The organism is Serratia sp. NPDC087055 (assembly GCF_044900985.1).
Classification (GTDB): domain Bacteria; phylum Pseudomonadota; class Gammaproteobacteria; order Enterobacterales; family Enterobacteriaceae; genus Serratia.
The window spans coordinates 1,747,884-1,772,872 of the sequence record NZ_JBJDOG010000001.1; the positions used below are offsets into that span (position 1 = coordinate 1,747,884).

General features: G+C 52.5%; 24 protein-coding genes and 1 tRNA gene. 11 read left to right on the forward strand and 14 right to left on the reverse strand.

Annotated elements, in window-relative coordinates; translation table 11 throughout:
- Nucleotides 1–49: 49 nt before the first annotated feature.
- From ACI2J2_RS08290 to ACI2J2_RS08305, 4 genes are read right to left on the reverse strand one after another with little or no spacing between them, the layout of a single operon-like run.
- Nucleotides 50–448, reverse strand: coding sequence for a VOC family protein (locus ACI2J2_RS08290; RefSeq protein ID WP_265554987.1), 399 nt, complete (start codon nucleotides 446–448; stop codon nucleotides 50–52).
- Nucleotides 448–867: a YeeE/YedE family protein gene (locus ACI2J2_RS08295; RefSeq protein WP_209632709.1), complete on the reverse strand. Its 420-nt coding sequence runs from the start codon at nucleotides 865–867 to the stop codon at nucleotides 448–450. Before ACI2J2_RS08295 ends, ACI2J2_RS08290 begins: the two co-directional genes overlap by 1 nt.
- Nucleotides 868–871: 4 nt before the next feature.
- The gene (locus ACI2J2_RS08300; protein WP_209632708.1) at nucleotides 872–1,306 is read right to left on the reverse strand and encodes a YeeE/YedE family protein; all 435 of its coding nucleotides are present in this window, start codon (nucleotides 1,304–1,306) and stop codon (nucleotides 872–874) included.
- Complete coding sequence (locus ACI2J2_RS08305; protein WP_209632707.1) at nucleotides 1,303–1,614, reverse strand: helix-turn-helix transcriptional regulator; 312 nt, start codon at nucleotides 1,612–1,614, stop codon at nucleotides 1,303–1,305. Before ACI2J2_RS08305 ends, ACI2J2_RS08300 begins: the two co-directional genes overlap by 4 nt.
- A 141-nt stretch (nucleotides 1,615–1,755) precedes the next feature.
- Between ACI2J2_RS08305 and ACI2J2_RS08310 the strand changes: the two genes are divergently transcribed.
- Nucleotides 1,756–2,517, forward strand: coding sequence for an AraC family transcriptional regulator (locus ACI2J2_RS08310; protein WP_404759839.1), 762 nt, complete (start codon nucleotides 1,756–1,758; stop codon nucleotides 2,515–2,517).
- On the opposite strand, the gene leuA is transcribed toward ACI2J2_RS08310, so the two are convergent.
- Nucleotides 2,502–4,172, reverse strand: coding sequence for a 2-isopropylmalate synthase (leuA, locus tag ACI2J2_RS08315; protein ID WP_209632705.1), 1,671 nt, complete (start codon nucleotides 4,170–4,172; stop codon nucleotides 2,502–2,504). The genes ACI2J2_RS08310 and leuA overlap by 16 nt on opposite strands.
- A gap of 207 nt (nucleotides 4,173–4,379) precedes the next feature.
- Between leuA and ACI2J2_RS08320 the strand changes: the two genes are divergently transcribed.
- On the forward strand, nucleotides 4,380–4,757 hold the full coding sequence (locus tag ACI2J2_RS08320; protein WP_209632704.1) for a MysB family protein: 378 nt from the start codon (nucleotides 4,380–4,382) through the stop codon (nucleotides 4,755–4,757).
- Nucleotides 4,758–4,819: 62 nt separating this feature from the next.
- The gene (locus ACI2J2_RS08325; protein WP_209632703.1) at nucleotides 4,820–5,368 is read left to right on the forward strand and encodes a GNAT family N-acetyltransferase; all 549 of its coding nucleotides are present in this window, start codon (nucleotides 4,820–4,822) and stop codon (nucleotides 5,366–5,368) included.
- A 2-nt stretch (nucleotides 5,369–5,370) separates the two neighbouring features.
- On the opposite strand, the gene ACI2J2_RS08330 is transcribed toward ACI2J2_RS08325, so the two are convergent.
- The 3 genes from ACI2J2_RS08330 to mdoG all read right to left on the reverse strand — a co-directional run bounded on the left by ACI2J2_RS08330 (nucleotide 5,371) and on the right by mdoG (nucleotide 9,901).
- Entirely contained in the window at nucleotides 5,371–5,616 is a 246-nt protein-coding gene (locus tag ACI2J2_RS08330) for a YceK/YidQ family lipoprotein (RefSeq protein WP_265554997.1), read from the reverse strand.
- A 162-nt stretch (nucleotides 5,617–5,778) separates the two neighbouring features.
- Entirely contained in the window at nucleotides 5,779–8,340 is a 2,562-nt protein-coding gene (mdoH, locus tag ACI2J2_RS08335) for a glucans biosynthesis glucosyltransferase MdoH (RefSeq protein ID WP_209632701.1), read from the reverse strand.
- On the reverse strand, nucleotides 8,333–9,901 hold the full coding sequence (mdoG, locus tag ACI2J2_RS08340; RefSeq protein WP_209632700.1) for a glucans biosynthesis protein MdoG: 1,569 nt from the start codon (nucleotides 9,899–9,901) through the stop codon (nucleotides 8,333–8,335). Before mdoG ends, mdoH begins: the two co-directional genes overlap by 8 nt.
- 259 nt (nucleotides 9,902–10,160) lie before the next feature.
- Here mdoG and mdoC point away from each other — a divergent pair, with 259 nt between their 5' ends.
- The 3 genes from mdoC to ACI2J2_RS08355 all read left to right on the forward strand — a co-directional run bounded on the left by mdoC (nucleotide 10,161) and on the right by ACI2J2_RS08355 (nucleotide 13,868).
- The gene (mdoC, locus tag ACI2J2_RS08345) at nucleotides 10,161–11,291 is read left to right on the forward strand and encodes a glucans biosynthesis protein MdoC (protein ID WP_209632699.1); all 1,131 of its coding nucleotides are present in this window, start codon (nucleotides 10,161–10,163) and stop codon (nucleotides 11,289–11,291) included.
- Nucleotides 11,292–11,616: 325 nt separating this feature from the next.
- Nucleotides 11,617–11,844 (forward strand): hypothetical protein, encoded by a 228-nt coding sequence (locus tag ACI2J2_RS08350; RefSeq protein ID WP_209632698.1) that lies wholly within the window; start codon nucleotides 11,617–11,619, stop codon nucleotides 11,842–11,844.
- A 302-nt stretch (nucleotides 11,845–12,146) separates the two neighbouring features.
- Nucleotides 12,147–13,868: a potassium/proton antiporter gene (locus tag ACI2J2_RS08355; RefSeq protein WP_404759840.1), complete on the forward strand. Its 1,722-nt coding sequence runs from the start codon at nucleotides 12,147–12,149 to the stop codon at nucleotides 13,866–13,868.
- A gap of 634 nt (nucleotides 13,869–14,502) precedes the next feature.
- Here the strand turns inward: ACI2J2_RS08355 and ACI2J2_RS08360 are convergent.
- The 4 genes from ACI2J2_RS08360 to ACI2J2_RS08375 all read right to left on the reverse strand — a co-directional run bounded on the left by ACI2J2_RS08360 (nucleotide 14,503) and on the right by ACI2J2_RS08375 (nucleotide 15,917).
- Complete coding sequence (locus ACI2J2_RS08360; RefSeq protein WP_017892391.1) at nucleotides 14,503–14,634, reverse strand: hypothetical protein; 132 nt, start codon at nucleotides 14,632–14,634, stop codon at nucleotides 14,503–14,505.
- A 69-nt stretch (nucleotides 14,635–14,703) separates the two neighbouring features.
- On the reverse strand, nucleotides 14,704–15,207 hold the full coding sequence (locus ACI2J2_RS08365) for a YlaC family protein (RefSeq protein ID WP_037419616.1): 504 nt from the start codon (nucleotides 15,205–15,207) through the stop codon (nucleotides 14,704–14,706).
- A 127-nt stretch (nucleotides 15,208–15,334) separates the two neighbouring features.
- Complete coding sequence (locus ACI2J2_RS08370; RefSeq protein ID WP_209632696.1) at nucleotides 15,335–15,634, reverse strand: sigma-S stabilization anti-adapter protein IraP; 300 nt, start codon at nucleotides 15,632–15,634, stop codon at nucleotides 15,335–15,337.
- A 188-nt stretch (nucleotides 15,635–15,822) separates the two neighbouring features.
- Nucleotides 15,823–15,917: transfer RNA gene (locus ACI2J2_RS08375), tRNA-OTHER, on the reverse strand.
- 257 nt (nucleotides 15,918–16,174) lie between these two features.
- Between ACI2J2_RS08375 and ACI2J2_RS08380 the strand changes: the two genes are divergently transcribed.
- The 4 genes from ACI2J2_RS08380 (at nucleotide 16,175) to proP (ending at nucleotide 22,570) form a co-directional block, all read left to right on the forward strand.
- The gene (locus ACI2J2_RS08380; protein ID WP_404759841.1) at nucleotides 16,175–17,359 is read left to right on the forward strand and encodes an efflux RND transporter periplasmic adaptor subunit; all 1,185 of its coding nucleotides are present in this window, start codon (nucleotides 16,175–16,177) and stop codon (nucleotides 17,357–17,359) included.
- Nucleotides 17,356–19,296 carry a MacB family efflux pump subunit gene (locus ACI2J2_RS08385; RefSeq protein ID WP_404759842.1) on the forward strand — a complete coding sequence of 647 codons (1,941 nt, stop codon included), beginning with the start codon at nucleotides 17,356–17,358 and terminating at the stop codon, nucleotides 19,294–19,296. The genes ACI2J2_RS08380 and ACI2J2_RS08385 overlap by 4 nt, the downstream gene beginning before the upstream one ends.
- Nucleotides 19,297–19,299: 3 nt before the next feature.
- Nucleotides 19,300–20,664, forward strand: coding sequence for a TolC family protein (locus ACI2J2_RS08390; RefSeq protein ID WP_404759843.1), 1,365 nt, complete (start codon nucleotides 19,300–19,302; stop codon nucleotides 20,662–20,664).
- A gap of 403 nt (nucleotides 20,665–21,067) precedes the next feature.
- Nucleotides 21,068–22,570: a glycine betaine/L-proline transporter ProP gene (gene proP, locus ACI2J2_RS08395; protein WP_209632692.1), complete on the forward strand. Its 1,503-nt coding sequence runs from the start codon at nucleotides 21,068–21,070 to the stop codon at nucleotides 22,568–22,570.
- Nucleotides 22,571–22,629: 59 nt separating this feature from the next.
- Here proP and ACI2J2_RS08400 read toward each other — a convergent pair whose 3' ends face one another.
- A complete protein-coding gene (locus tag ACI2J2_RS08400) occupies nucleotides 22,630–23,187 on the reverse strand; it encodes a GNAT family N-acetyltransferase (protein WP_404759844.1) in 558 nt (185 codons plus the stop codon).
- 163 nt (nucleotides 23,188–23,350) lie between these two features.
- Here ACI2J2_RS08400 and ACI2J2_RS08405 point away from each other — a divergent pair, with 163 nt between their 5' ends.
- Nucleotides 23,351–23,485, forward strand: coding sequence for a hypothetical protein (locus ACI2J2_RS08405; RefSeq protein ID WP_265555009.1), 135 nt, complete (start codon nucleotides 23,351–23,353; stop codon nucleotides 23,483–23,485).
- Nucleotides 23,486–23,606: 121 nt separating this feature from the next.
- Here the strand turns inward: ACI2J2_RS08405 and celB are convergent, their stop codons facing one another.
- Nucleotides 23,607–24,968, reverse strand: a complete 1,362-nt coding sequence (gene celB / locus ACI2J2_RS08410; protein ID WP_404759845.1) for a PTS cellobiose transporter subunit IIC — start codon at nucleotides 24,966–24,968, stop codon at nucleotides 23,607–23,609.
- Between the last annotated feature and the right edge of the window lie 21 nt (nucleotides 24,969–24,989).

The following is a 24,989-nucleotide window of genomic DNA, read 5'->3' on the forward strand; positions in this document are numbered from 1 at the left end:
TAACGGTTTCGCTTAACCCTTCAGCCAGCGCCCGGTGCGCTGGCTTTTTTTATGCTTCCCACGCCCGTTGTTGTAACACTACCCGATAACCGTCCAGATCTTCGAATGTCCGTCCGTTGACATCCCAATAGGGGTTATATGCCGCAACGCGCCTAAAACCGGCGGCCGACATACGTTGGCATCCTGCCAGCCACGCCTTTTCATCCGGTAAATAAAACACCAGCAGATGGTCCTGCGTCGGCGCCTGCCCCACGTTGACACCGCGATGGTGAGTGAATTCCAGGTGGTAACCATGCTCCGGATGCCCAACCATCACGCCGTCAAATCCCTGATGATCCTCGAACTCACCCAGCCTTTCGAAACCCAGCCCTTGGCAGTACAGGGCCGCTATCTCCTGTAACCTGTCGGTCGGACGTGCAATACGCAGCACCGCGTTAGCTGTTGCCATTATTTTCTCCGTAGTATCATCGTTTCATACAGGGCCATTCCCACCAACATCGCCACAACAAACTGCACCCCAGCCAAGGATCCCGCTCCGGCAAGTACCCAGGCCGGCCCTGGGCAAATGCCCGCCATTCCCCAACCAATCCCGAATAACGCACTGCCGATCAGTAAACGACGATCCAGGCGTCTGTTGGTGGGAATCTGCATCTCCTCACCCAGTAAAGCATGCTGCCGACGACGCGCCCAAAGGAATGCGGGTGCCGCCACGGCTATCGCCCCCACCATGACCAAAGCCAATGACGGATCCCACTGACCGGTAATATCGAGAAAAGCCACTACTTTGGCCGGATTAGCCATCCCGGCAATCATCAAACCGAGACCGAAAATAGCGCCACTCAGTAAAGCAAACAGGAGTTTGAACATGCGGTTAAGCCCCCACCCAATGACGGACGGCCCATACCGTAATAAAGCCCAGCAGCATAAATACCGCCGTAGCCGCCAGCGAACGCGGCGCTAATCTTGCCGTGCCGCAAACACCGTGACCGCTGGTGCAGCCACCGCCCAACCGCGTTCCCAAACCAACCAGCAATCCCGCAGAAATCAGCCATAAACTGCTGCCACTGATCGGCATTACCGGTAAGGGTACCGCCATACGGTACAGCCAGGGAGAAATCAGTAACCCGATAAGAAATGCGGCCCGCCAACGCTTCTCTTTGCCTTGAGGTGTCAACAGGCCACCGGTAATCCCACTGATACCCGCAATACGGCCGTTAAACAGCAACAGCAGTGCCACCGCAATACCGATAATGCCCCCCCCAATCAGGGATGACGCTGGCGTAAAGTGCTGCCAATCGATGCTCATCGTGACTCTCCCGGTTGCGGACAATAGAGCTGATACAACGTATGGATCACCGCCAAGGCTTTTTCATCACTCACGACGTAGTAGATTTGCTTACCCTCCCGACGCGTTGACACCAGCCCTTCCTGCCGCAATACACCAAGCTGCTGCGAAAGGGTTGGCTGGCGAATATCCAGCGCCAGCGCCAATTCCCCTACCGACATTTCACCCTGGCTAAGCTGGCAAAGAAGTAGCAAACGGTCCTCATTACCCAGCGCCCGCAGCAGCGTTCCTGCCTGTGCCGCCGCCTGTCGCATACTGCCGATATCCATTGCTTCACCCCAAACAATATACTAAATTATATATTATATGTTTATATACTATAATTTATCACTCTGCCATAGGCTGGTACGAAATGTTTCAGCATGGCATGCTGCCATTATCATTTCTCCGCGTATCGGGATGCCCCAATAATGCTGCTTTTCCATGGCGCTGTGCCCGCCAATCGCTCAATTGTGCCGGTCTCCAAAGATTATCAACACGGCGACTTCGAACCGCCTCACTACCATGACTGTGCGCAATTAATTCACAGTCTTAGCGGCGTGGTACAGGTGAATACCCGTCAGGGAAGCTGGGTGGTGCCACCTGGGCGGGGTGTCTGGTTGCCTGCACGGGTTGAACACAGCCTACGCATCACCGGCAGAGTGGCGGCAAGAGCCCTATTGGTCGATCCGCTGGCACGCGCCGATCTCCCTGCACGCTGCGAGGTGGTACAAATCTCACCGCTGCTGCGCGAGCTGATTATCTGCGCGATGGATATTGCGGTGGATTATCCCATAGGCGGTCGTGAGGAGCGGATCATGGAGCTGATTCTGGATGAGTTGCGCGTCCTGCCGATTCTGCCGTTGAATTTGCCAGAACCCCGCAGTGAAGCTTTACTGTCGTTGTGCAGACATATTCAGCAATCCTTGGCACACCCCTGGGAATTAGAGCACGCCGCCGGTTACATCAACGTCAGCGGCCGCACACTGTCGCGCCGATTCCAACGAGAGACAGGGTTGCGCTTTGGCGATTGGGTACGCCGTGCACGTTTACTGGCCGCACTGAACGCCCTGGCTGCCGGGCATTCAGTATTGGAAGTGGCGCTGGATTTAGGCTACGACAGCCCGAGTGCTTTCAGCGCCATGTTTCGCCGCGTATTGGGCGTTGCACCCAGCGCTTACTTCACCAGGTAGCGCGCCGCAACATTGAATAACGCTTGCAGCGAGGCGCTGGCGGAATCGACGTCGATTCCCACACCGTAAGCGGCCTCGCCATGCGCCAGAGTACAGCGAATATAGGCAACCGCACGGCTGTGGCTCTGATGCCCTAACGTGTGCTCATGGTAGTCTTCTATTGCCATACTCAAGCCAAACCGTTGGCGCAACGCATCCACCGCACTGGACAGCAGGCCGTTGCCAACCCCCAGTAACCGTTGTTGATGCCCGTCAAACAACACCCGAGCACTAAAGCTGTAGGCCTCGACGCCGTGGCTTTCCGTCTGATAGCTCAGCAATTGCAAACGCGGTTGCTCCACCAGACCATAGTTGATACGAAACAAGCGCCACAGCTCGGCAGTGGTCATCTCTTTGCCGCTGCCATCCGTCGCTTGCTGCACCACCTTGCTGAAATCAATCTGTAACCCACGCGGCAACGACAGCCCATGGTTTTGTTCCAGTAACCAAGCCGCCCCGCTTTTGCCTGATTGGCTGTTAACCCGAATCACCGCTTCATAACTGCAACCGACGTCCGCCGGATCAAGCGGCAGATAAGGCACTTGCCACAGACCGTCCTGTCGATGCTGTTGGGCAGCAAACCCTTTTTTTATCGCATCTTGATGTGAACCGGAAAAGGCGGTGAAAACCAGCTCGCCAGCATAAGGATGCCGCGGATGTACCGGTAACTGATTACACTGTTCGACTACCTCAACAACGTGCTTCAACTGGCTGAAATCCAGCCCCGGCGCAATGCCCTGGGTATACAGATTGAGTGCCAGCGTAACCAGATCGACATTGCCGGTGCGTTCACCGTTGCCGAACAGGCAACCTTCCACCCGATCGGCACCGGCCAGCATCGCCAGTTCGGCGCAGGCCACCCCCGTCCCCCGATCGTTATGCGGATGCACGCTGATGGTCACGCTGTTACGCTGACTGAAGCGACGACAAAACCACTCAATCTGATCGGCGTAAACATTCGGCGTACTCACTTCGACCGTGGCCGGCAGGTTGATAATCATGGGCCGCCCTGGGCCAGGCTGCCACACATCAGCAACCGCTTCACAAATCTCCAGCGCAAACTCCAGCTCGGTAAAACAAAACGTTTCCGGCGAATACTCAAAAGACCAGGCCGTTTCCGGCTGCAGCTCGCACTGCTGGCGGATGCGCAGTGCACCGTTCACCGCCAGCGCAACCGTCGCCGCCTTGTCCTGCTTGAACACAATGTCGCGGAACATCGGCGCAGTAGCGTTATATAAATGAACGATGGCGCGCGGGATGCCACGCAGTGCCTCAAAAGTTCGATCAATCAGATCATCTCGTGACTGAGTCAGTACCTGAATATTGACGTCATCCGGGATCAGTCGTTCATCAATCAACGAGCGGACAAAATCAAAATCTGTTTGCGACGCAGAAGGAAATGCCACCTCAATCTCTTTGAACCCACACGCCAACAACAACTGGTAGAACTGGCGTTTGCGAACATTATCCATGGGTTCCGCCAGCGCCTGATTGCCGTCACGCAGATCGCTGGAGCACCAGCGGGGAGCCTGCTGCAAGGTACGCCCTGGCCATTGGCGGTCAGGTAACGTCACCGGAGGGAATGGGCGATATTTGATTGATGGATTGGTTAACATGGCGATCTCCTGGGCTGTCATAAGCAATAGCGTATTATTTCCCGCCGGGTGATCCCCTGCTCCAGCTCAGCGGACAACCTTCGTCGCAAAACGGACAATAAAAAATTTGCATCCTGCGCCAGTGCGGCAACAATTAATTCTGATGTTAGCCATGGCGCGTTGCGCCCTTAAAGATCCTTTATTAACCTCATGGGACGGGAGAAGAATATGAGCCTGTATGCAACCCTGGAAGACGCGATTGAAGCAGCACGCGAGGAATTTATTGAATCAGCAGAAGGGGGAGACGATGATGAACCCCCGGTACCGCAGCAGTTCAATCTGCAAAAATACGTGATGTTGGATGGTGAGACCATGTGGCAGGCCGAGTTTTTCGAGCAAGAAGGCGAATCGGTTGAATGTCTGACATTACGCAGTGGTGCCGCTGCCCAAGCCATTTTTGACGGTGATTATGACGAAGTCGAGATTAGCGCCGAATGGATAGACGAAAATACGCTGCACGAGTGGGAAGAAGGTGATTTCCAACTCGACCCACCCTTGGATACCGAAGAGGGCCAGACCGCGGCCGATGAGTGGGACGAACGTTGAATAATAACGGGCGGGAGCAAGCAAAATCCCGCCCATAATCCCCATAATTTCAAAGAGGCATTATGATTATCCGTCAGGCACGCCCCGAAGATTACCCCGCCATTCTGCAGCTGCAAACACAAAATATCCCGGCCAATTTAAGCGACAGCCAAAAGCGTCAGGGTTTTATTGTTTCTAACATGAACGAAGCGCAATTGGCGCGCATTAACCAGGGGCTCGGTATTCTGGTCGCGGTTGAAGATCGGGCGTTGGCCGGTTTTGTCTGTCTGATGACCACGGACGCACAGCCGCGACCGCCGGTAGTGGATGCAATGCTGGAAAAACTTGCCGGCGAGTCCTTCAACGGACGACCGTTGAGTGAACAGCGGGTATTTATGTACGGCCCGGTGTGCCTGAATACCGCCTGGCGTGGCAAAGGTGTACTGAAGCAGTTGTTCGCCGCCGTCAAAACGCACACCCGTGAGAGATTTGATGTGGGCGCCCTGTTTATTGACGACAACAACCCGCACTCGTTGGCGGCTCATCAGCAGGGATTAAAAATGACGGTGCTGGCCCCATTCCAGTGCGGCCGGCAAGGGTATCAACTGTTGGTGTTTGCCACTCAAAGCTAACCTTATTCGTAAGGCCCGTGCTGTGCATCAAACGGCAGCATAAAGGTGTCCACCACCATCGACAGCGGCACATCGATCACCGTGACATAGCGCCAGGGCGTATCGCGCAGATCCCATTGCACACCCGGGTAGTATTGATGGCCGTGCCCGGCGCCCGGTACTGTGCGGCTGATAATACTGCCGCAGCCGCTTAACAGCGTCACACCCGTTGCCAATAATGCCAGCCGAAGAAAAGAAGAGAGATTCACCACATTGACTCTTAGACCTGGTTGTTCCGAAAGTAAACAACGCCCGGAGCAAATTTTAACATAGTTTTTGCCTTTCAGATTGTCAGCATTACGTCAGCGACAAGCCAAAAAAAACGGGGAACACGCTATGCGTATTCCCCGTTGAGACGGCCGATTCAGCGTTTAACGCTGGCCAACCGGATGAGCCTTTTCGTTGTGTGGTAATTGCTGGTAGTGTTCACGCCAGGCGACACCCTCCGGCAACAACCAAACACGTTGATGCAAGCGCGACAGAGCAACAGGGTCGCTTAGCAGCTCCAGGCGTTTGCCCTTCACCAACTTCTCTGGCCCCAGTTGCAGTGCCTCATTCACCCGTTCTTCACGATTGCGCTCGATAGCACCGCGCAAGTGGTGACGCGCGGTCGCCAGCGCAGCCGCCAACGCGTTAAATGACGGGTTAACCACGGCATGCATAAAGCCATTCGCCAGCGCACGTTCACGGTTAAGCTGCAGATACGCTTCCGTCGCCAGCAGTTCGCGCGGCGGCGAGTACTCTTCTGGGATCAGGAACAGCTTGGCACGCTTACTCTTGATACCCAAGGTTGCTCGGCTCGACAAAGCCGAAACGATCGGTGACAAGATCAGGGAGAAGACAATCGGCGACAGCCACCACAGGAAACGCAGATCAAGCCAAGCCATACCGCCAGCCCAGACCAGACCGAGCAGCATCTGTGAACCATGACGTTTAAAGGCTTCGCTCCATGGCGTGTCATCATCGTCACGTTGCGGCGAGTTCCACACCACTTCCCAACCGAGGAAAGCACTGACCACAAACACGGTATGGAACAGCATACGTACGGGCGCCAGCAATACCGAGAACAGCATTTCCAACAGCATTGACAGGAACAGACGTACACCACCGCCGTATTCCTTGGCCCCTTTAGCCCAAATCAGCACGATACTGAGCAACTTAGGCAAGAATAACAGCACCAGCGTGGTAGAGAACAGGGCGATCGCCAGTTCAGGACGCCACTGCGGCCATACCGGGAACAGCTGACGTGGCTGCAGGAAGTACTGCGGCTCCATCAGGGTATGCACCACCTGCAACGCGGTAGATAAGGCCAGGAACATAAACCATAGCGGTGCCGACAAATAGGACATCACGCCAGTCAAGAACACTGCACGGTGTACCGGGTGCATGCCCTTGACCAGGAACAGGCGGAAATTCATCAGGTTGCCGTGGCACCAGCGGCGGTCACGTTTCAGTTCATCCAGCAGGTTTGGCGGCAATTCTTCATAGCTGCCCGGCAGATCATAAGCTATCCACACTCCCCAACCGGCACGGCGCATCAGCGCAGCTTCTACAAAGTCATGCGACAAGATAGAACCGGCGAAAGAGCCTTCACCCGGCAACGGTGCCAACGCACAGTGCTCAATAAACGGCTTCACGCGGATAATCGCGTTATGACCCCAGTAGTGAGATTCACCCAACTGCCAAAAATGCAGGCCTGCCGTAAACAGCGGTCCGTAAACCCGGGTAGCAAACTGTTGCACCCGAGCGTACAGCGTATCCATGCCCGACGCTTTCGGCGCAGACTGGATAATACCGGCGTTCGGGTTAGCTTCCATCAAGCGTACCAGACCGGTCAAACACTCACCGCTCATCACGCTGTCAGCGTCCAGAATCACCATGTAGCTGTACTCACCGCCCCAGCGACGACAGAAATCGTCGATGTTACCGCTTTTGCGTTTCACACGGCGGCGGCGGCGGCGGTAGAAGATACGACCGTGGCCGTCTACGTCACGGCACAGTTCCATCCAGGCTTTCTGTTCCGCCATGCAGATATCCGGGTCGTAGCTGTCGCTCAGCACGTAGATATCAAAATGTTCGAGCTGACCGGTGGCGGCAACGGACTCATAGGTCGCACGCAGGCCGGCGAACACACGTTCGACGTCCTCGTTACAGATCGGCATAATCAAGGCGGTACGGTGCGCCGGGTTGATTGGCTCATCGCCCTTGATGGTGGAGGAGATACTGTATTTGTCTTTGCCGATCAGCAACTGCAAGAAGCCCATCAGCGCAGTCCAGAACCCCGCAGAAACCCAGCAGAACAAAATAGCGAACAGGATCAAAATGCCGGTTTGCAGCACATAAGGCAGCAGTTGCAATACTGACTGCATCAGGTCCTGATCCCACATGGCCATTGGATCGATCAACGCCCAGCCCTGATACGGCAAGATGGTTTTCATGTACCACGTGGCGATACCGGTCTGCACCAGCATCAGTACCAACAGCACATAACGGCGCATAGAACCCACCACACGCCAGCGGTTTTCTGCGTCGGCCTCTTCCTTGGTCGCGTGACGATTGTGCGGAGTACGACCTAACAGAGAATCCCAAAAACGCGCCACTGGATTCGTGCGCCACGCTTCGGGGAACATACTGGTACGTTTAATCGGCGGCGTGGCCTTAAGAATGCTGCGCCCTTCCACATCGGTATCAAAATCGTCGTCGCGGACCGCATCCGGCCAAGCGCTTTCAATACGCGCCTTGACCGAGGCCAACGCCACGTCATCCGCCGACAGCGTATCAACGTTGGCATCGGTAGCGCCCATCTTACGATGGAGCGCCTCCAGTGCCTGAGCGTCATCCGCACCCGGTTGTGGTTTAAGCGCCTCTGACCGCTCAGCGGTCAGAGGCATTGCCGCAAGATAATCCTGGGCACGTTGAGTAGGCTTATTCATTGGCAGGTAGCTGATAGCTCCAGGTTTCAGACAGGGTCTTATCACCATTGACCAGCGCTGCGCGCATTTCTACCGGCTTTTTGTCGTCTTTAACTTTCAGACGCAGCGTCAAACGCCAGCCTTTGGTCACTGGGTTATAGCGGACATTGTTTTCTACCATTTCCCCGTTATCGCCGATACTCACTTGAGCGGCAACCGGTGTAGCGCCGTCCAGGCCTTTCAGCACTGGGCCAACGAAGTCAACCAGGAAGGCCACGCTACCATCGGGTTCACGAATCAGGTTGGACTGTTTCACGTCACCGGTAGAACGCATGGTTTGGCTAACATACGCAATGTCCTGCGAATGCAGTTTGTCTTCATCACGCGTGAAATGCAGACGATAGCTCAGGGTCAACGCTGTTTTAGCGTCCGGTAAGACGTCCGGCGTCCAGAAGGCAACAATGTTGTCATTGGTTTCGTCCGCCGTTGGGATTTCCACCAGCTCAACTTTACCCTTGCCCCAGTCACCGCGCGGCTCAATCCAGGCACTTGGACGCAGATCGTAACGATCGTCCAGATCTTCGTAATCCTTGAAATTGCGACCACGCTGCAGCAGACCGAAACCTTTAGGATTTTCGACCTGATAAGTGCTGACTGACAGGTGCTTCGGATTATTCAGCGGACGCCAGATCCATTCGCCATTACCCGCATGGATCGACAAACCATTGGAGTCATGCAATGCCGGACGGTAGTTCAGGGTTGGCGACGGCTGACTTGGCCCGAACAGGTACATACTGGTTAGCGGTGCCATGCCCAGCTTGCCGACCTTGTCGCGCAGGAACACTTTAGACTCGACGTCCACAGTGGTATCGCGGCCCGGATAGACCACAAAACGGTAAGCCCCGGTGGCACGCGGCGAATCCAACAGCGCGTAAATCACCAGATGCTTGTCGCCTTGCTTAGGACGTTCGACCCAGAATTCGCGGAAACGCGGGAACTCTTCGCCTGAAGGAAGCGCGGTATCAATCGCCAAGCCACGCGCTGACAGCCCGTACACCTGCCCTTTACCCACCACGCGGAAGTAACTCGCGCCCAGCAGGCTCATAATTTCGTCGTTCTTGTCTGCACTGTTGATCGGGTAAATCACCTTGAAACCAGCAAAGCCAAGGTTTTTCACAGAATCCGGATCGTGCTTCACCGAACCAAAGTTGAAGTAGTCAGGGCTGTACTTGATCTCTTTTACACTTGTTGCGGTGACTTCGTTGATTTTCACCGGCGTGTCGAAGTACATCCCCTGATGATAAAACTCAAGCTTGAAAGGGGTTTTCAGTTTGTTCCAATAGGCTTTATCGTGATTGAACTGAATCTGCTGGTAATCCGCGAATTTCATCTCACGGAATTGAGAAGGAAGGTTGCTCTTCGGAGCCTCAAAGCCTTTCCCTGCCAGATCCTGCGCCTGCTTGGCAACATCATCGATAGAAAAAGCCCATGCTTGCGAAGTAAACAGCGTGAACAAAACGGTCGCACCTAACCAACGTACGCTCGCGGCGCGTGGCTTTTTGGATAATATATTAACTAGCACATCCCCCCCTATTCGTGTGCTCAAATCATTTAAATCCATATTAATGGATTATTCAGCTTTCCGACAACATGATAAATGGATGGTTCATGTTTATGGCTCATTGTTTAAGCAGCTGACTAAACACCAGCGTAGCAAGCCACGCAACAAGACGCTATGGAAAAATGTGAAACGGTATAGTAGGGTTTGGGATTGCGATTTAACCATTGCCGACTTATTAAGCGTGTTAATGACCTCTCGATAAAATCACCAGCGGTAACCTATGACAAACGGCAGCAACCAACGCGAGTTTTTCCTCGATTCAATCCGGGCTTATTTGATGTTGCTCGGCATCCCTTTTCATCTCTCCTTGATCTATTCAAGCCATGCCTGGGCAGTAAACAGCGCTACGCCCTCATTCTCGCTGACAGTGCTGAACGACTTCATTCATGCCTTCCGCATGCAGGTGTTCTTCGTGATTTCAGGCTACTTCTCCTACATGCTATATGAACGCTATGAGCGCCATAAGTGGTTGAAGGTCAGACTGGAACGCGTCGCAATCCCATTACTGAGCTCGATCCCGTTAATAACTGTTCCCCAATTTTTCATGCTGAAATATTTCACCGATAAATTAAACGGCTGGGACAACTTTTCGCTCTACCAGAAAATAAATGTAACGGTTTGGGAACTGATTTCTCACCTGTGGTTTTTATTAACGCTGTCATTACTGACCACCGCCTGTTTTTATCTTTTCAAAAAGATCAAGGCGCAAAAAACGCAGGTCATTCCCTATCCCATAAATAAAATGACTGGATTAGGAAACATCTCACTGTTCTTTCTTATTTATGCGTTATGCTATTCGGCCGCGCACCGTATTATTTTAATTGTCGCCCCTCATTTACTGTCCAACGGCATGTTCAATTTCGTGGTGATGGAGACGATGTTCTACCTGCCGTTCTTTATCCTTGGCGCTTACGCATTTAAGTACGTGTGGCTTAAAGAGATTTTCCTCAAACCTTCGGCCTGGTCGCTGCTGGGCTCCCTGCTGTTGTTCATAGCCTACATGCTGAATCAGAAGTATCTGGCCCACAGTAGCTATATGTTCGAGCTGGAAGTGCTGATCAAAACCCTGTTGGGGATCCTGATGGCCAACGTGATTTTCTCATTCGGGCATAACCTGTTGAACTATCATTCGCCACGAATCACTTATCTGGTCAATGCATCGCTGTTTATATATCTGGTGCACCATCCGCTGACTCTGATATATGGCGCTTTTGTGACGCCGCATATCAACAATAACCTACTGGGTTTTCTGGCAGGATTGGTGTTTGTCTTCTCCTGCGCCTTCGCCTTATATGAGTTGCACAAGCGCATTCCGCTGATTCGTTTCCTGTTCTCCGGTAAGCCGCAATAAGCCAACCGCCCGGTAATCGTTTCGGCTTACCGGGCCCTTCACTGTCATATCGCTGTACATCAGAACCGCTATCATTTCTCCCACGCCAGAGCGGCCCTCCATTTCCGATACTGAGCACACATTGCTCACACCCATGGCGAAAGTTAAGGCAAAGTTATGCTGGAGCATATTGTTGCTAGTTGTTATAACTGCAACGCATAAGTGGAAATCCACATCCCTGCCTTACGGTAGCGATTGGGCTCAATGAACCCTGAGGGACGGCATTGCCGTTATCGCGGCAAAGCTTGCAGTATCGCCCTTCCGTCACGACAGAGAGGATTTTTTAATGACTGATGATAAAGACACTTCGGCGCAGGAAGCCGTACCGGAAAATGCCACCCTATTGAAAATCCTTGGTCGGTTACTTTCCGCACTGGATTCGTCAATCAGCGGCAAGGATCGCAGTATTCTGGTCACTGAACTCTCCAGCCTCAACCTTGATGGCATTTCAGAGTCAGAACGAAAACTGGCGGCTGAGCTGATCAAGCGAGCCCTGCAATCACTCGATCATTAACGACACCCTGCCTGCAAACCATTAAGCCTCCTCGCGGGGGTTTAATGGTTTTTCCTGCTCACTACCGCTACAGAAAGCAGGATTATTGAACGCACAGAACTACAGTGTTCTGATAAATATAGGTAAAAGTAAGAAGTTCACCCATTTCTCTGCCCTTCCTCATGCTTCCCCTCTTAAATGACAATAAATGCAAAATCTTTTCCTAATCAGCCTTGGCGTTTTACCCAAAAAACAGGCTATCATCATGGGGTATCTGCGCCCGCGCGCAACGCCTTTTCCCCAGCCTGCAGGAGAACGTTATTTTGGATGCCAGCACCATTAACAGTTTGTTCATCATCGGTGCCGTGTTGGTGGGAGCAAGTATTCTTCTCAGTTCATTTTCTTCGCGTCTGGGTATTCCCATCCTGGTCATCTTCCTGGCCATAGGCATGTTGGCAGGTGTCGATGGGCCGGGCGGCATCGTATTCAGTAATTATCCTGTGGCCTATCTCGTCAGCAACCTGGCACTCGCCGTGATTCTGCTGGACGGGGGGATGCGTACCCGCGTCAGTTCATTCCGTGTTGCACTCTGGCCCGCGCTCTCTCTTGCGACCATCGGGGTGGTGATCACCGCGGGTTTGACCGGCCTCGCTGCCGCCTGGCTGTTCAACCTCGATCTGCTGCAGGGCATGCTGATTGGCGCCATTATCGGCTCTACCGACGCCGCTGCGGTATTTTCATTGCTGGGCGGTAAAGGGCTTAACGAACGTGTCAGTGCCACGCTGGAGATTGAATCTGGCAGCAACGACCCAATGGCGGTGTTTCTTACCATCACCCTGATTGCGATGATCGCCGCTGGCGAAACCACCCTGAGCTGGATGTTCCCTCTCCACCTACTGCAACAGTTTGGTATGGGGATCGTATTTGGTCTTGGCGGCGGTTGGCTGTTACTGACGTTAATCAACCATATCAAACTGGCAGAAGGCTTATATCCATTGCTCGCCGTGAGCGGCGGCATCTTAATCTTTGCGCTGACAACGGCACTGGACGGCAGCGGCATTCTGGCGGTGTATCTGTGCGGCCTGATGTTAGGCAATCGTCCTATCCGCAACCGGCATGGCATTGTCCAAACCTTTGACGGCTTGGCTTGGTTGAGCCAAATCGGCATGTTTCTGGTATTGGGCCTGCTGCTCAACCCGCACGAGTTGTTGCCTATCACCATCCCTGCCCTGCTGCTGTCGCTATGGATGATTTTGTTCGCCAGGCCGCTTTCGGTGTTTATCGGGTTGCTGCCGTTCCGCAGCTTTACCCTGCGCGAGCGCAGCTTTATCTCCTGGGTCGGTCTACGCGGCGCCGTACCGGTTATTCTTGCCGTCTTCCCAATGATGGCTGGGTTGCCCAATGCGCAGCTGTTCTTCAATGTGGCTTTCTTTGTCGTATTGGTTTCATTGCTGCTGCAAGGCACAACGCTGTCGTTCGCTGCGAGAAAAGCCAAGGTGATCGTCCCACCCGCACTGGCACCGATTTCCCGGGTTGGGTTAGACGTACACCCAGAAAACCAGTGGGAGCAGTTTGTTTATCAACTCTCGTCAGAAAATTGGTGCGTCGGCGCAGCGCTGCGTGAACTTAAAATGCCCCCCGGCACGCGTATTGCCGCACTCTTCCGCGGGAAGGAATTGTTGCACCCTAGCGGCAGTACACGGCTGCGTGAGGATGACATTCTGTGCGTTATCGGCCACGAACATGATTTGCCCGTCCTGGGGAAACTGTTCAGCCAGGCGCCAGTAGTGACGCTGGATGAGCGGTTCTTCGGCGACTTTATCTTGCAATCGGACGCACGCCTAAGCGACATTTCGCAAGTGTATGGGCTTAACCTGCATGAAGGTGTGGATGAGCAACAAACGCTTGGCCAATTCGTGATTCAACTGATTGGCGGTGAGCCCGTGGTGGGCGATCAGGTTGAATGGGATGGCCTGACCTGGACCATTGCTGAAATGGATGGCAATGCCATCAGTAAGATTGGCGTAAGAATTGTTACTGACTGATCCTTGAGCAACATAGGCCGTTGCGTCTCACTACCCGCAGCGGCCACCTCAAAACAGACGGAACTTATAGGTTGAGAAAGGTTCTTAAACTCTGTGATTATCAAAACTGGGCGTTCAGCCCGACGTTTTAACCTTTTACTCTGGGAACGCCGCATCGCGGTGATGGGTAATTGATTTGAACAGTAAAACTCAATTTCTATCGGCTATGCTGGGTATTGCACTGACGATCATCGTGCTGGACCTGGGTATCGCCGATTTGATCCATAGACTCTTAATTGGATAACTGTAACGTGGCACAGCAGCAACAAGAAAAAGATATTCTAGGAAAAATACTGGTTACCGTCTCTGCGCTCTGCCTGATCATCGTGGCAGTGCTGCTGGTTTGGGGATTTTTGCTGGATTAAACCATTAGCCTGGCGCAAGTAACAGCGACACATAGCAACAACCATTTTGTTACAATATATCGACATCTCTTGCAGACCATTGCGCGTATGCTCAGTGCAGACAGTAATAACAATAAGCCCTCATACTTCTTAAGTGTTGGCCCGCCTGAAACGGGCTTTTTTTTGTCTGCAACATCTCGATTTAGACATAAAAAAAACCGCCGCAGCGGTTTTTTTATTGGCGATGGCGCTCAGATCTTACAACCTTCGCAGTCCGCTTCATCCTCAAGGATCTCGGGGAGCTCTTTCGCCTTCTGCGCCGCTTTTTCTTCTGCTTGCGCTAATTCTGCATCGATATCAAAATCGAAAATATCATCACTCATCGTAAACTCCACAGGCTAACCAGGCTTCAAAGCGTGAGTATAATCGACAACTACGCAGTCTGAAACCCTTCAGTTAAGCACGGCCACCTGCGGTTGTTCATCCTGCGGCTTCTTTGAGTACGCCAGATCGTAAACGTCATAAAAATCGATCTCGCCTTTATTGGCGATGATTTCCTGCATGCGCGTTTTCATCGCCGCACCGATCATCGGCTCATCCAACAGGGCCTTCACCGACTGCGGAGAGAGCGCACGAGTGAAATACCATTCGCCGTTATAGCATACGCGCAGATCCAACACCCCGATATCTTCAAAACGATAGACCGGTTTGATTTCAATCAGCAGCATCGCGAACATGAACAAAACAAATGCAGTGAATGCTAAAAACGAAATGAAGCCCATATAAGGGACTTGGTACATCACGGCGATCACAGCGAAATAACCGGCAAACATGGCGAGACACAGATAACGGTGATCGCGGGCAAATTCGCTGTTAAACCGCAGCTTACCGTCGCGCCCTTCCTGTCGATTGATCCGCTCGATTTCTTTTACCAAGATGCTTTTAATCGCGTCCATCGTTACAACCTTATGCCTGGGGGGCATTATTGATAGCAATAATCTTCCCACAAACTAACACAAGTACAGTTTGCCCAGGTAGATCAGTTATGCAATTTAAAATCGGCAACTGTTATACCTATGGCAATTAGCGCTGCAGAGAGTTTTTGCCTTGGGCGAACATAAACATCCGCTGGGCGATATCATCTGCTTGTTTGATTTTTTGTTTTTGCGGCTCGTTGCACCGTTGAATCGCACGAGCATAAGCAAGCTCATGGGCCTGATCGATCATCGCAATAATTTTGTCCCGCTCCTGGGGTTCCAGGTTTCCGAGCATGGTGGTGATGATCGCTTGATAAGCGTTGGAAGCTGCCGTTAGCGACTTTTCTCTGGCTTCAAGTGCCGCTACACGTTGCAATAATTCCTGCAGTTGATCGGACTCAGACATAGCGATCTCCTGTTACCGGGCAGCATACCTGCCTGATCTCAGTCTAGCAAAGATCGATCACAAGAGAAGAAGATAAAAGAAAGGAAGAGAAACGGTTACGGGAAAGCGCACCCGAAAATCCCAACAAGGAGCCGATAGTGCAAATCAACCCGGGTGCGCTTTACGATAGCAATTCCTTAGAAGGAAGCTGGCGCGCTATGCAGGACTCGAACCCGCGTCTATCAATTTTGTAGCCAAATAAGCATGATAAAACCAATCACTCTGCCAACTGAGTTAATAGCGCATTCCTTCGCTTCGGAGCGTCATTATCCATATTAATGCTGTGGATTCAAGTTATCCAGGCATGACCGACTGATTTTACAGAGAATTCTTAAAATTTCGCTCACTTTATATTCACACCTGCCTATTGCTTTCATCCCGCGATAGTTAATAAGTGAAACTTTTGCAGTATCGACTGCCGCGTGTTTATTGTTAGTTAAAGCGCTGGATGCGACTATTAGGTTTTCTGGAGCCATCGTTTCCTCTGTTATGGATAACACAATGAAAGTCACACCACGCCATTTGGCGTTTATCCTCGCCGGTATTCTGCTGGTCGTCATTATCCTGGTTGCGCTGTTCTCGCTGCAAAACCCTTCTCAGGCTGCCTATGTCACCGCTCCCGTACGTGAGGGCAATATTGAAAATGCCGTACTGGCCACAGGTAAGCTGGATGCTTTCGAGCGGGTTAACGTGGGTGCGCAGGTGTCCGGTCAGGTCAAATCCCTGAAGGTTAAACTGGGCGAGCGAGTCACCAAAGGCCAACCCATCGCCGACATTGATGACTTGCCGCAACGCAATAATCTGCGCAACGCCGAAGCCGCACTCAACGTTGCCAAGGCTGATTTGCTGGCCAAACAGGCACTGTTAAAACAAGCCGAGTCTCGTTTTAAACGCCAAAAGCGCATGTTGGATGATGAAGCGGGTTCACGTGAAGATTTTGAAACGGCAGAGGCGACCCTCGCCGCCACCCGCGCCGAACTGGTCGCGCTGAATGCTCGCATCGTGCAAGCACAGATTGAGGTGGACAAGAAAAAGGTGGAGTTGAGCTACACCCGGATTCTGGCGCCGATGGACGGTATCGTGATTGCGGTAATTACACAGCAGGGGCAAACGGTGAATGCCAACCAGAGCGCCCCGACCATCGTTAAACTGGCCCAATTGGATGTGATGACCATCAAGGCGCAGATTTCCGAGGCCGACATTACGCGTGTATCTCAGGGACAGAAAGCCTACTTCACGATTTTTTCCGAACCAGACAAGCGTTATGACGCCACGTTGCGAACTGTCGAGTTGGCCCCTGAGTCGGTAATGAAAGACGACTCGCTCTCCGGCAGCAGTTCCGCATCAGGCTCAGGTGCATCCAATGCATCGGTGTATTACAACGCGCTTTTGGACGTGCCCAACGCAGACAACCGTCTACGGATTGCCATGACAGCTCAGGTTTCGTTACTGCTGGGCGAAGCAAAAAACACATTACTGATACCCGCTCAGGCAGTACATAAAACCGCCGACAAAAAACAGCAAGTACAGGTACTGACCCGTGATAACCGGTTAGAAATGCGTGACGTAAAAACCGGTATTACCAATAACGTTGATATTCAGATCTTGTCCGGGCTGACGGCCGGTGAAAACGTCGTGCTGGCACAGGAAAGTGCCAAAGCTGACGAGGATGGTCTATCACTGTGAATACCATCATTGAGTTGAAAGGTATTGGCCGCACCTATACCAATAGCAGTCAGCCACTCACCGTACTGAAAAACATCAACCTGAAGATCGCTGCCGGGGAGTTGGTCGCCATCATTGGTGCCTCGGGTTCAGGCAAGTCAACGCTAATGAATATCATTGGCTGTCTGGATGTGCCGGACCAGGGCGACTATTACATCAATGGCCATAATGCCGCTCACCTGTCACCAGACGAACTGGCCAAACTGCGCCGTGAACATATCGGATTTATTTTCCAGCGTTATCATTTGATGCCGGATATCAGCGCGTTGGGGAATGTTGAAATCCCTGCGATTTACGCCAACAGCAAACGCGACCAACGTCGCCAACGCGCAGCACAACTGCTGGCTCGACTCGGGTTAGAAGGCCGTGAACACCACAAACCTGGCCAGCTTTCCGGCGGCCAGCAACAGCGTGTGAGCATCGCCCGCTCATTAATCAACGGTGCGGAAATCATCCTGGCAGATGAGCCCACGGGCGCATTGGACTCAAAATCCGGGCTGGAAGTGCTGGAAATCCTTAGCGAACTTAATCAGCGCGGCCATACGGTTGTCATTGTAACCCACGATATGAAAGTGGCTCAGCATGCGCAACGTATCATCGAACTGCAGGACGGCGAGATCGTCGCCGACAGCGGCCGTAAATCACCAGGGTCTCTGCCCTCCCTGCAAAAAAGCCAGCCAGTGGCGCAAGGTTACTGGCAGAGCTTGCTCGATCGCACCCGCGAATCCTTGCACATGGCACTCAAAGCAATGAACGCCCATCGCCTGCGCACTGCGCTGACCATGACTGGGATCATTTTCGGGATCGCCGCAGTCGTCACGGTGGTTGCCCTGGGCGAAGGCGCTAAACAACGCACGCTGGAGAATATCAAAGGGTTGGGCACTAACGTCGTCAGCATCTATCCAGGGCGCGATTTTTTTGATGGCGCCATCGACAGCATCCGTACCTTGGTGCCCGCCGACGCCGACGCACTGGCCCACCAGAGCTTTGTCGACAGCGTCAGCCCTGAGGTTACGGCTTCTGACAGCATTCGTTTTCGCAGCAAATCGGCCACGGCCTCGATCAACGGCGTAGGGCTCGATTACTTCCGCGTTAACGGCTTGACGATAATACAAGGCAGCACTTTCCGGGACGATCGCAACGCGTTACAGGAAGTGATCATTGACGATAACGCACGCCTTTCGCTGTTTGGTGAGTTCGGCGTAGAGCCACTGGGGCAAATCGTGTTTCTCGGCTCAGTGCCCGCACGGGTCGTTGGCGTAGTCCAAAGCAACCAGGATTACGCGCCAAACCGCATCAGAGTCTGGATGCCTTACACCACTGTGATGTACCGCATGGTGGGTAAACCGACGCTAAGCAGTATCAGCATTAGGTTGAAAGATGATGTCTCCAATAAAGCCGCCGTCAGTGCCATTGAACAGTTACTTACCCAGCGCCACGGTGCCAAAGACTTTATGCTGTTCAACCTCGATAAATACCGTAAATCGATCGAACACACGTCAATGACCTTGAATCTGCTGATTCTGATGGTTGCTTCCGTCTCATTGATCATCGGCAGCCTCGGCGTGATGAATATCATGCTGGTTTCAGTAACCGAACGGACACATGAGATCGGCGTGCGTATGGCGGTAGGGGCGAGGCGTAGCGACATAATGCAGCAATTTATGATCGAAGCTGTGCTGGTCTGCCTGATCGGCGGCGTATTGGGTATTTTACTGTCGTTCGCCGCCGGCTCGCTGTTTACCCTGCTGGCAGGTGGCATGTTGACCGCCATCTATTCCTGGCAGGCTGCCGCCATTGCCTTTTTCTGCTCCACCTTGATCGGCATGATCTTTGGTTATCTCCCTGCCCGAAAAGCGGCGCGGATGGATCCGGTCATTTCACTGGCCAGCGAGTAACTTATGAAAATTTTATCCCCCCTGGCATTATGTGTCGCAGCACTCGTCAGTGCTGGCTGCGGCAACACGCTTAAAAGTGAATATCAGCCACCAAAGGTGGACTACCCCGCTCACTGGCAGTCAGGAACCGATGCAGCCACACCGGTTCCCTTTGACTGGCAGGATTTTCACGATCCCCAGCTAGACCGCCTGCTACAACAGGTGATGGTAAGCAACAACGATGTGGCTGCGGCTGCGTTACGTGTTTACCGTGCCCAGTTGGCAGCGCAGCGTGTCAATATCAGCACGGCTCCGAGCGTGAACGCGTCACTCAATACCGGCGCAAATACGGCTCTTTCCGATTCATCTGCCTGGAACAAAAGCAGCAGCGCTAACCTTGGTGTCAGCTATGAAGTGGACCTGTGGGGTAAATTGGCACGGCAACGGGATGCCGCAGAATGGGCAAGCCAAGCAACCCAACAGGATTTACAAAGCGCACGCTTGGCATTGCTCGCCAGCGCCAGTAAAAATTATTGGCGTATCGGCTTTATCAATCAACGGATCGGCGTCAGCCAACAAAGCATCGCGTACTCCCGACAAACGCTGCAATTGGCGAACGCACGCTACCATGCGGGCAGCGTCTCTTCGTTGGACGTCGTGGATGCAGAGCAGAGCCTAATCAATCAAGAAAGCACCCATTTGGCCCTGTTGCGTGAACGTCAGCAAGCGTTGAACGAACAGACGCTTCTGTTAGGCGCACCGCCGGGTAGCGCATTGGTTGAACCCACGCGTCTGCCAACCGGCCCGCTGCCCCAAATCAATGCAGGTATTCCAGCCAGCGTCCTGCAGCATCGCCCGGACATCAGCGCCAAAGAACTTCGCTTGCGTGAATCGCTGGCCAACGTCGACATAAAACGCACGCAGTACTATCCGGCGTTTAGCCTGACAGGTTCTTTAGGCGCCAGTAGCAGCGCCCTGCTGGAATTTTTGCGCAATCCGCTTGCCAGCGTGGGGGCTGGTCTGTCGCTGCCTTTCCTTGAATGGCGGCAAATGAACGTCGACATCAACATTGCGCGCAGCGACTATGAACTGCAAGTCCTTGAGTTCAAACAGGCTCTCTATAAAGCCATGGCTGACGTCGATAACGCCCTCTCGTTACGAACGCAATTACTCGCGCAAGAGAAGCATCTTCGCGCTGCGCTGGCATTGGCACGTAAATCTGAACAACTCAATGAAAGCCGTTACCGGCAAGGGGCAGTCCCTATCAATTTCTGGCTAGATGCGCAAAACCGCCGCCGGCTGGCGGAGCTAGCTCTGGATGAAAACCGCTTTGACCAGTACCAAAACCTGGCGCAACTTTATCTGGAATTTGGGGGTTCCCCGCAATAACACATCGGCCTGGCATTCCGCCAGGCCTTTTTCCACGCCCGTCAAATACATAAACATTGCCGGTTTTTGTGGCAATTCTTCCTATACTTTACGCATCCACAATCAGACAAAAAAACGCCAATCAGCACATTAGTTAATCGATTCATGCACTAATTCGGTGCAAAAACATAAGATAAACTGCTAAATTTGATCGCTGCAAGATATAACGTTAAGCTATACATGCAAAATAATTAGTCACCTAAATGACATATTCTCGGTGGAAATTGAGATATTACGTGATTCGCGTCACACAAAAAATGGCAATAGCCGATCTCTGTGCAAAGCACTTAGATTAGCCAAATTGATAACTGGGCAGAAGGATTGCGAATTTACGTACGACTAAAATTGATTAAGGGATGATTATATGAAGTTAAGAAAAAAACGACATAAACCGATGCATATTAATGACATCACCATTATTGACGACAGCAAACTCAAGAAGGCCATTACCGCGGCTGCATTAGGCAACGCAATGGAGTGGTTCGACTTTGGCGTCTATGGCTTTGTGGCCTACGCGCTTGGGCAAGTCTTTTTCCCTGGCGCCACTCCCGGCGTACAGATGATCGCCGCACTGGCCACCTTCTCTGTCCCCTTCCTGGTTCGTCCGCTGGGTGGCATCTTCTTTGGCGCCATGGGTGATAAGTTCGGGCGTCAAAAAGTCCTTTCCATCACCATTATTATTATGGCGGTGAGTACTTTCTGTATCGGTCTGATCCCCTCGTATGCGTCGATCGGCATCTGGGCCCCGATCTTACTGCTGCTGGCCAAGCTGGCGCAGGGCTTTTCAGTGGGCGGCGAATACTCTGGTGCAGCCATCTTCGTTGCCGAATACTCACCGGACAGAAAGCGCGGCTTTATGGGAAGCTGGCTTGATTTCGGCTCCATTGCCGGCTTTGTCATGGGTGCAGGCGTTGTAGTGCTGATTTCCAGCATCGTGGGTGAAACTAATTTCCTCGATTGGGGTTGGCGCATTCCGTTCTTTATCGCTGCGCCTTTGGGCTTAATTGGCCTCTACCTGCGTCATGCGTTGGAAGAAACCCCCGCGTTCCAGCAGCATGTGGATAAGATGGAGAAGGAAGATCGCAACGCCATCGAAAATCCACCGAAGACCTCATTCAAGGAGATTGCCGCCAAGCACTGGAAAAGCTTGCTGGTCTGTGTCGGTATCGTAATTTCAACCAACGTGACTTATTACATGTTGTTGACCTACATGCCGAGCTACCTGTCGCATAATCTGCATTATTCGGAAGACCACGGCGTCCTGATCATCATCGCCGTCATGATCGGTATGCTGTTTGTACAGCCGGTCATCGGCCTGACCAGCGATCGCATCGGCCGTAAGCCGTTTATCATCGGCGGCAGCATCGGCCTGTTGGCGCTGGCGATACCGTGCTTTATTCTGATCAACAGCAGTGTAATTGGCTTGATCTTCGTTGGCCTATTAGTGTTGGCCGTGTTGCTTAACTGCTTCACTGGCGTGATGGCTTCTATCTTGCCTGCGATGTTCCCGACACATATTCGCTACAGCGCCCTGGCGATCTCGTTCAACATCTCGGTACTGGTTGCCGGTGCAACGCCAACGGCTGCCGCATGGTTAGTCGAATCAACCGGCAACCTCTATATGCCGGCCTACTACCTGATGGTCGTTGCGGTGATCGGTCTGATCACCGGGTTATACATGAAGGAAACAGCCAATAAACCGCTTCGCGGCGCCACACCGGCTGCATCGGACCGGTCGGAAGCCAAAGAGCTGCTGCAAGAGAACTACGACAACATCGAACAGAAAGTCGATGACATCAATGAGCAGATCGCTGAACTGGAAAAGAAAAGACAAACGTTGATCGACCAGCACCCTAAACTGGACTAAACAACGTTCTTTGGATAAGCCACCTTCGGGTGGCTTTTTTTGGCTTTCAGCACAGAGGGTTACGCTGTATGCCGTAAGTTAATCAACGAGGTTAACACGTGATCCTGCCAGCGGCCGGCAATCTTCAGATAGGATTTGGCATAGCCTTCCTTTTCGAATCCCAAACGCAGCAACAACTTTTCACTCCGGGTATTTGTCGGAATATAAGCGGCCATAACCCGGTGTAGATCCAATTCCCCGAGCATGTACTCGAGGGTAGCAGCCAATGCCTGAGTCATGATGCCCTTACCTTCATGGCATGCAGCAATCGAATACCCCAAATGGCAGGCCTGAAAAGGGCCTCGAGCAATGTTGGAAAAATTGCAGGCGCCCAGCATTTCTGTGCCAGCACCGTTCACAATCCCGAATTGATAAGCCAGTCCTTTTTCAGCATCTCTTTGCGCCTGATACAACCGCTGGCTAATCATCTCCGAACAATAAAAACCCTGTGGCCGAATCGGCTCCCATTGTGAGAGATGATGCTGATTTTCATGGAAGTAACGATGGACGATATCCGTATCTTCAGCCGTCAAAATCTTCATTCGTAGGTCATTCCCAACCCGTATTAGCTCATTCATCACCATCCTCCTTCATGCACTCAGCCGATAGAATAGCGCAACGTAGCCCAATGCAGGTGCCATTTTAGTCTGACAAACACCGGCAAGCCTAGACTGAGGTTTTATCCCCGAAGCGATTAATGCTAGGCTTGAAAACTTGTTAACCCATTGAAGACGATAGCCAATGAATAAAATGGATCTGCCGGTTGTCATTGGTGTGGCTGTCATGATTGCAGTATGGGTAGGTGCGATATTTAACATCGGCGATATTACCCTCAACCTTGCACGCATTTTCCACTGGCTCGAAAGCCTCCGCTAATACGCTTCATCGCCCGCTCTGCCAAGTAAAAAACCGCCTGGCGGCGGTTTTGGTGTTATGGCACGCCACTTTTGTCACTCTCTACAAAAGCGGCGATGGCCTCCCTGACGGGTATGCATAATTACGGTGTCGAGGTTTGTTCACCCGCCACGGCACTTTGCACCGACGCAGCCGCATGATTTTCTTCACGGTATTTTTGCTTATCCCAGGCACGGAAGAACGGGTAGTAAATCGCCATTGAAATAAGAAGGTTCACGACTTGGATCACCGTTCCCGATATATGGCCGCCGGTTGCTAAATAACCGCTAATGAAAATTGGCGTGGTGAAGGGCAACGCGATACCGACTGGGGGCGTTACCAGCCCGGTTGCCATCGCACTGTAAGTCACGATCACCAAGACTACCGGCGTCAAAATAAAGGGCAGGAAGAAATACGGGTTCATCACCAACGGAATACCGAACACCATGGGTTCGCTGATGTTGAACAGGCAACCTGGCGCAGCAATTTTTCCCAACTGTTTCATCTGCGCACTACGGCTGCGCACCAGCATAAAGATCACCAATCCCAATAAGGCTCCTGTCCCACCGGGGGCAATCCACAGATCGTAAAATTGCTGAGTAATGATGTGTGGGATCGGTTGATTGTTCTGAAATGCGACCAGATTTTCCGACATATTTGCCAGCCACACCGGCTGAATAAAGACCAATACAATGGCGTCGCCATGCAACCCCAATGTCCATAGCAGACCAATCAGGATTACCGAGAAAATCATCCCCGGCAGTGTTCCGCCCACGTGGTGCATCGGGATCCCGATCAGCGTAGCGATCATGGTGTTGATATCGCCAAACGGCGTGGCTTCAACGATAAGGCGCAACAGCAATATCACCGCCAATACGCAAAAACCTGGGATCAGTGCCAAGAAGGATTTGGCCACCGCGGGCGGAACCCCTTCAGGCATGTTGATCACCAGGTTACGGTTATGCACAAAACGGTAGATTTCCGTCGATAGCAACGCGACGACAATCGCGACAAACAACCCCTGACTGCCGATAAAATTCATCGGCAACACGCCTTTGACGATCTGCTCGGCCGCGCCTTTCACTGGCGCAAACAACGTGTGCTGGGGAATGGTCATGATGAACGCCACCAGCGAAACAGCACCGGTACTGAGCGGGTCCATGCCGCGGTATTTTTCCGCCAGCCGGTAGGCGATGCCAAAGCTGGAGATAATCGCCATGATGTCGTAGGTTGCCTTAACCGGGTACAGCAATTTATCGCGCCAGGCCGCGCCGAATATCTCCCCCATCAGATTGGCATAGCTGGGGATCGGCAAATAGGCGAAGATCAGAAAGAATGACCCAATCAACATAAAGGGCATATTGAGAATTATGCCGTCCCGCACCGACAAAATGTGTTTTTGCCCCGCGATTTTTAACGCCGTAGGCAATACGTAACGTTCAAGAATGCTATTTAAACCCGCCATCATCCCCCCTGCCCGGCAAAG

Coding starts and splice junctions, on each gene's coding strand:
- ACI2J2_RS08290 (WP_265554987.1), bottom strand. CDS start 448: ATGGCAACAGCTAACGCGGTGCTGCGTATTGCACGTCCGACCGACAGG.
- ACI2J2_RS08295 (WP_209632709.1), bottom strand. CDS start 867: ATGTTCAAACTCCTGTTTGCTTTACTGAGTGGCGCTATTTTCGGTCTC.
- ACI2J2_RS08300 (WP_209632708.1), bottom strand. CDS start 1,306: ATGAGCATCGATTGGCAGCACTTTACGCCAGCGTCATCCCTGATTGGG.
- ACI2J2_RS08305 (WP_209632707.1), bottom strand. CDS start 1,614: ATGGATATCGGCAGTATGCGACAGGCGGCGGCACAGGCAGGAACGCTG.
- ACI2J2_RS08310 (WP_404759839.1), top strand. CDS start 1,756: ATGCTGCTTTTCCATGGCGCTGTGCCCGCCAATCGCTCAATTGTGCCG.
- leuA (WP_209632705.1), bottom strand. CDS start 4,172: ATGTTAACCAATCCATCAATCAAATATCGCCCATTCCCTCCGGTGACG.
- ACI2J2_RS08320 (WP_209632704.1), top strand. CDS start 4,380: ATGAGCCTGTATGCAACCCTGGAAGACGCGATTGAAGCAGCACGCGAG.
- ACI2J2_RS08325 (WP_209632703.1), top strand. CDS start 4,820: ATGATTATCCGTCAGGCACGCCCCGAAGATTACCCCGCCATTCTGCAG.
- mdoH (WP_209632701.1), bottom strand. CDS start 8,340: ATGAATAAGCCTACTCAACGTGCCCAGGATTATCTTGCGGCAATGCCT.
- mdoC (WP_209632699.1), top strand. CDS start 10,161: ATGACAAACGGCAGCAACCAACGCGAGTTTTTCCTCGATTCAATCCGG.
- ACI2J2_RS08350 (WP_209632698.1), top strand. CDS start 11,617: ATGACTGATGATAAAGACACTTCGGCGCAGGAAGCCGTACCGGAAAAT.
- ACI2J2_RS08360 (WP_017892391.1), bottom strand. CDS start 14,634: ATGAGTGATGATATTTTCGATTTTGATATCGATGCAGAATTAGCGCAA.
- ACI2J2_RS08365 (WP_037419616.1), bottom strand. CDS start 15,207: ATGGACGCGATTAAAAGCATCTTGGTAAAAGAAATCGAGCGGATCAAT.
- ACI2J2_RS08370 (WP_209632696.1), bottom strand. CDS start 15,634: ATGTCTGAGTCCGATCAACTGCAGGAATTATTGCAACGTGTAGCGGCA.
- ACI2J2_RS08380 (WP_404759841.1), top strand. CDS start 16,175: ATGAAAGTCACACCACGCCATTTGGCGTTTATCCTCGCCGGTATTCTG.
- ACI2J2_RS08390 (WP_404759843.1), top strand. CDS start 19,300: ATGAAAATTTTATCCCCCCTGGCATTATGTGTCGCAGCACTCGTCAGT.
- proP (WP_209632692.1), top strand. CDS start 21,068: ATGAAGTTAAGAAAAAAACGACATAAACCGATGCATATTAATGACATC.
- ACI2J2_RS08400 (WP_404759844.1), bottom strand. CDS start 23,187: ATGAATGAGCTAATACGGGTTGGGAATGACCTACGAATGAAGATTTTG.
- ACI2J2_RS08405 (WP_265555009.1), top strand. CDS start 23,351: ATGAATAAAATGGATCTGCCGGTTGTCATTGGTGTGGCTGTCATGATT.
- celB (WP_404759845.1), bottom strand. CDS start 24,968: ATGGCGGGTTTAAATAGCATTCTTGAACGTTACGTATTGCCTACGGCG.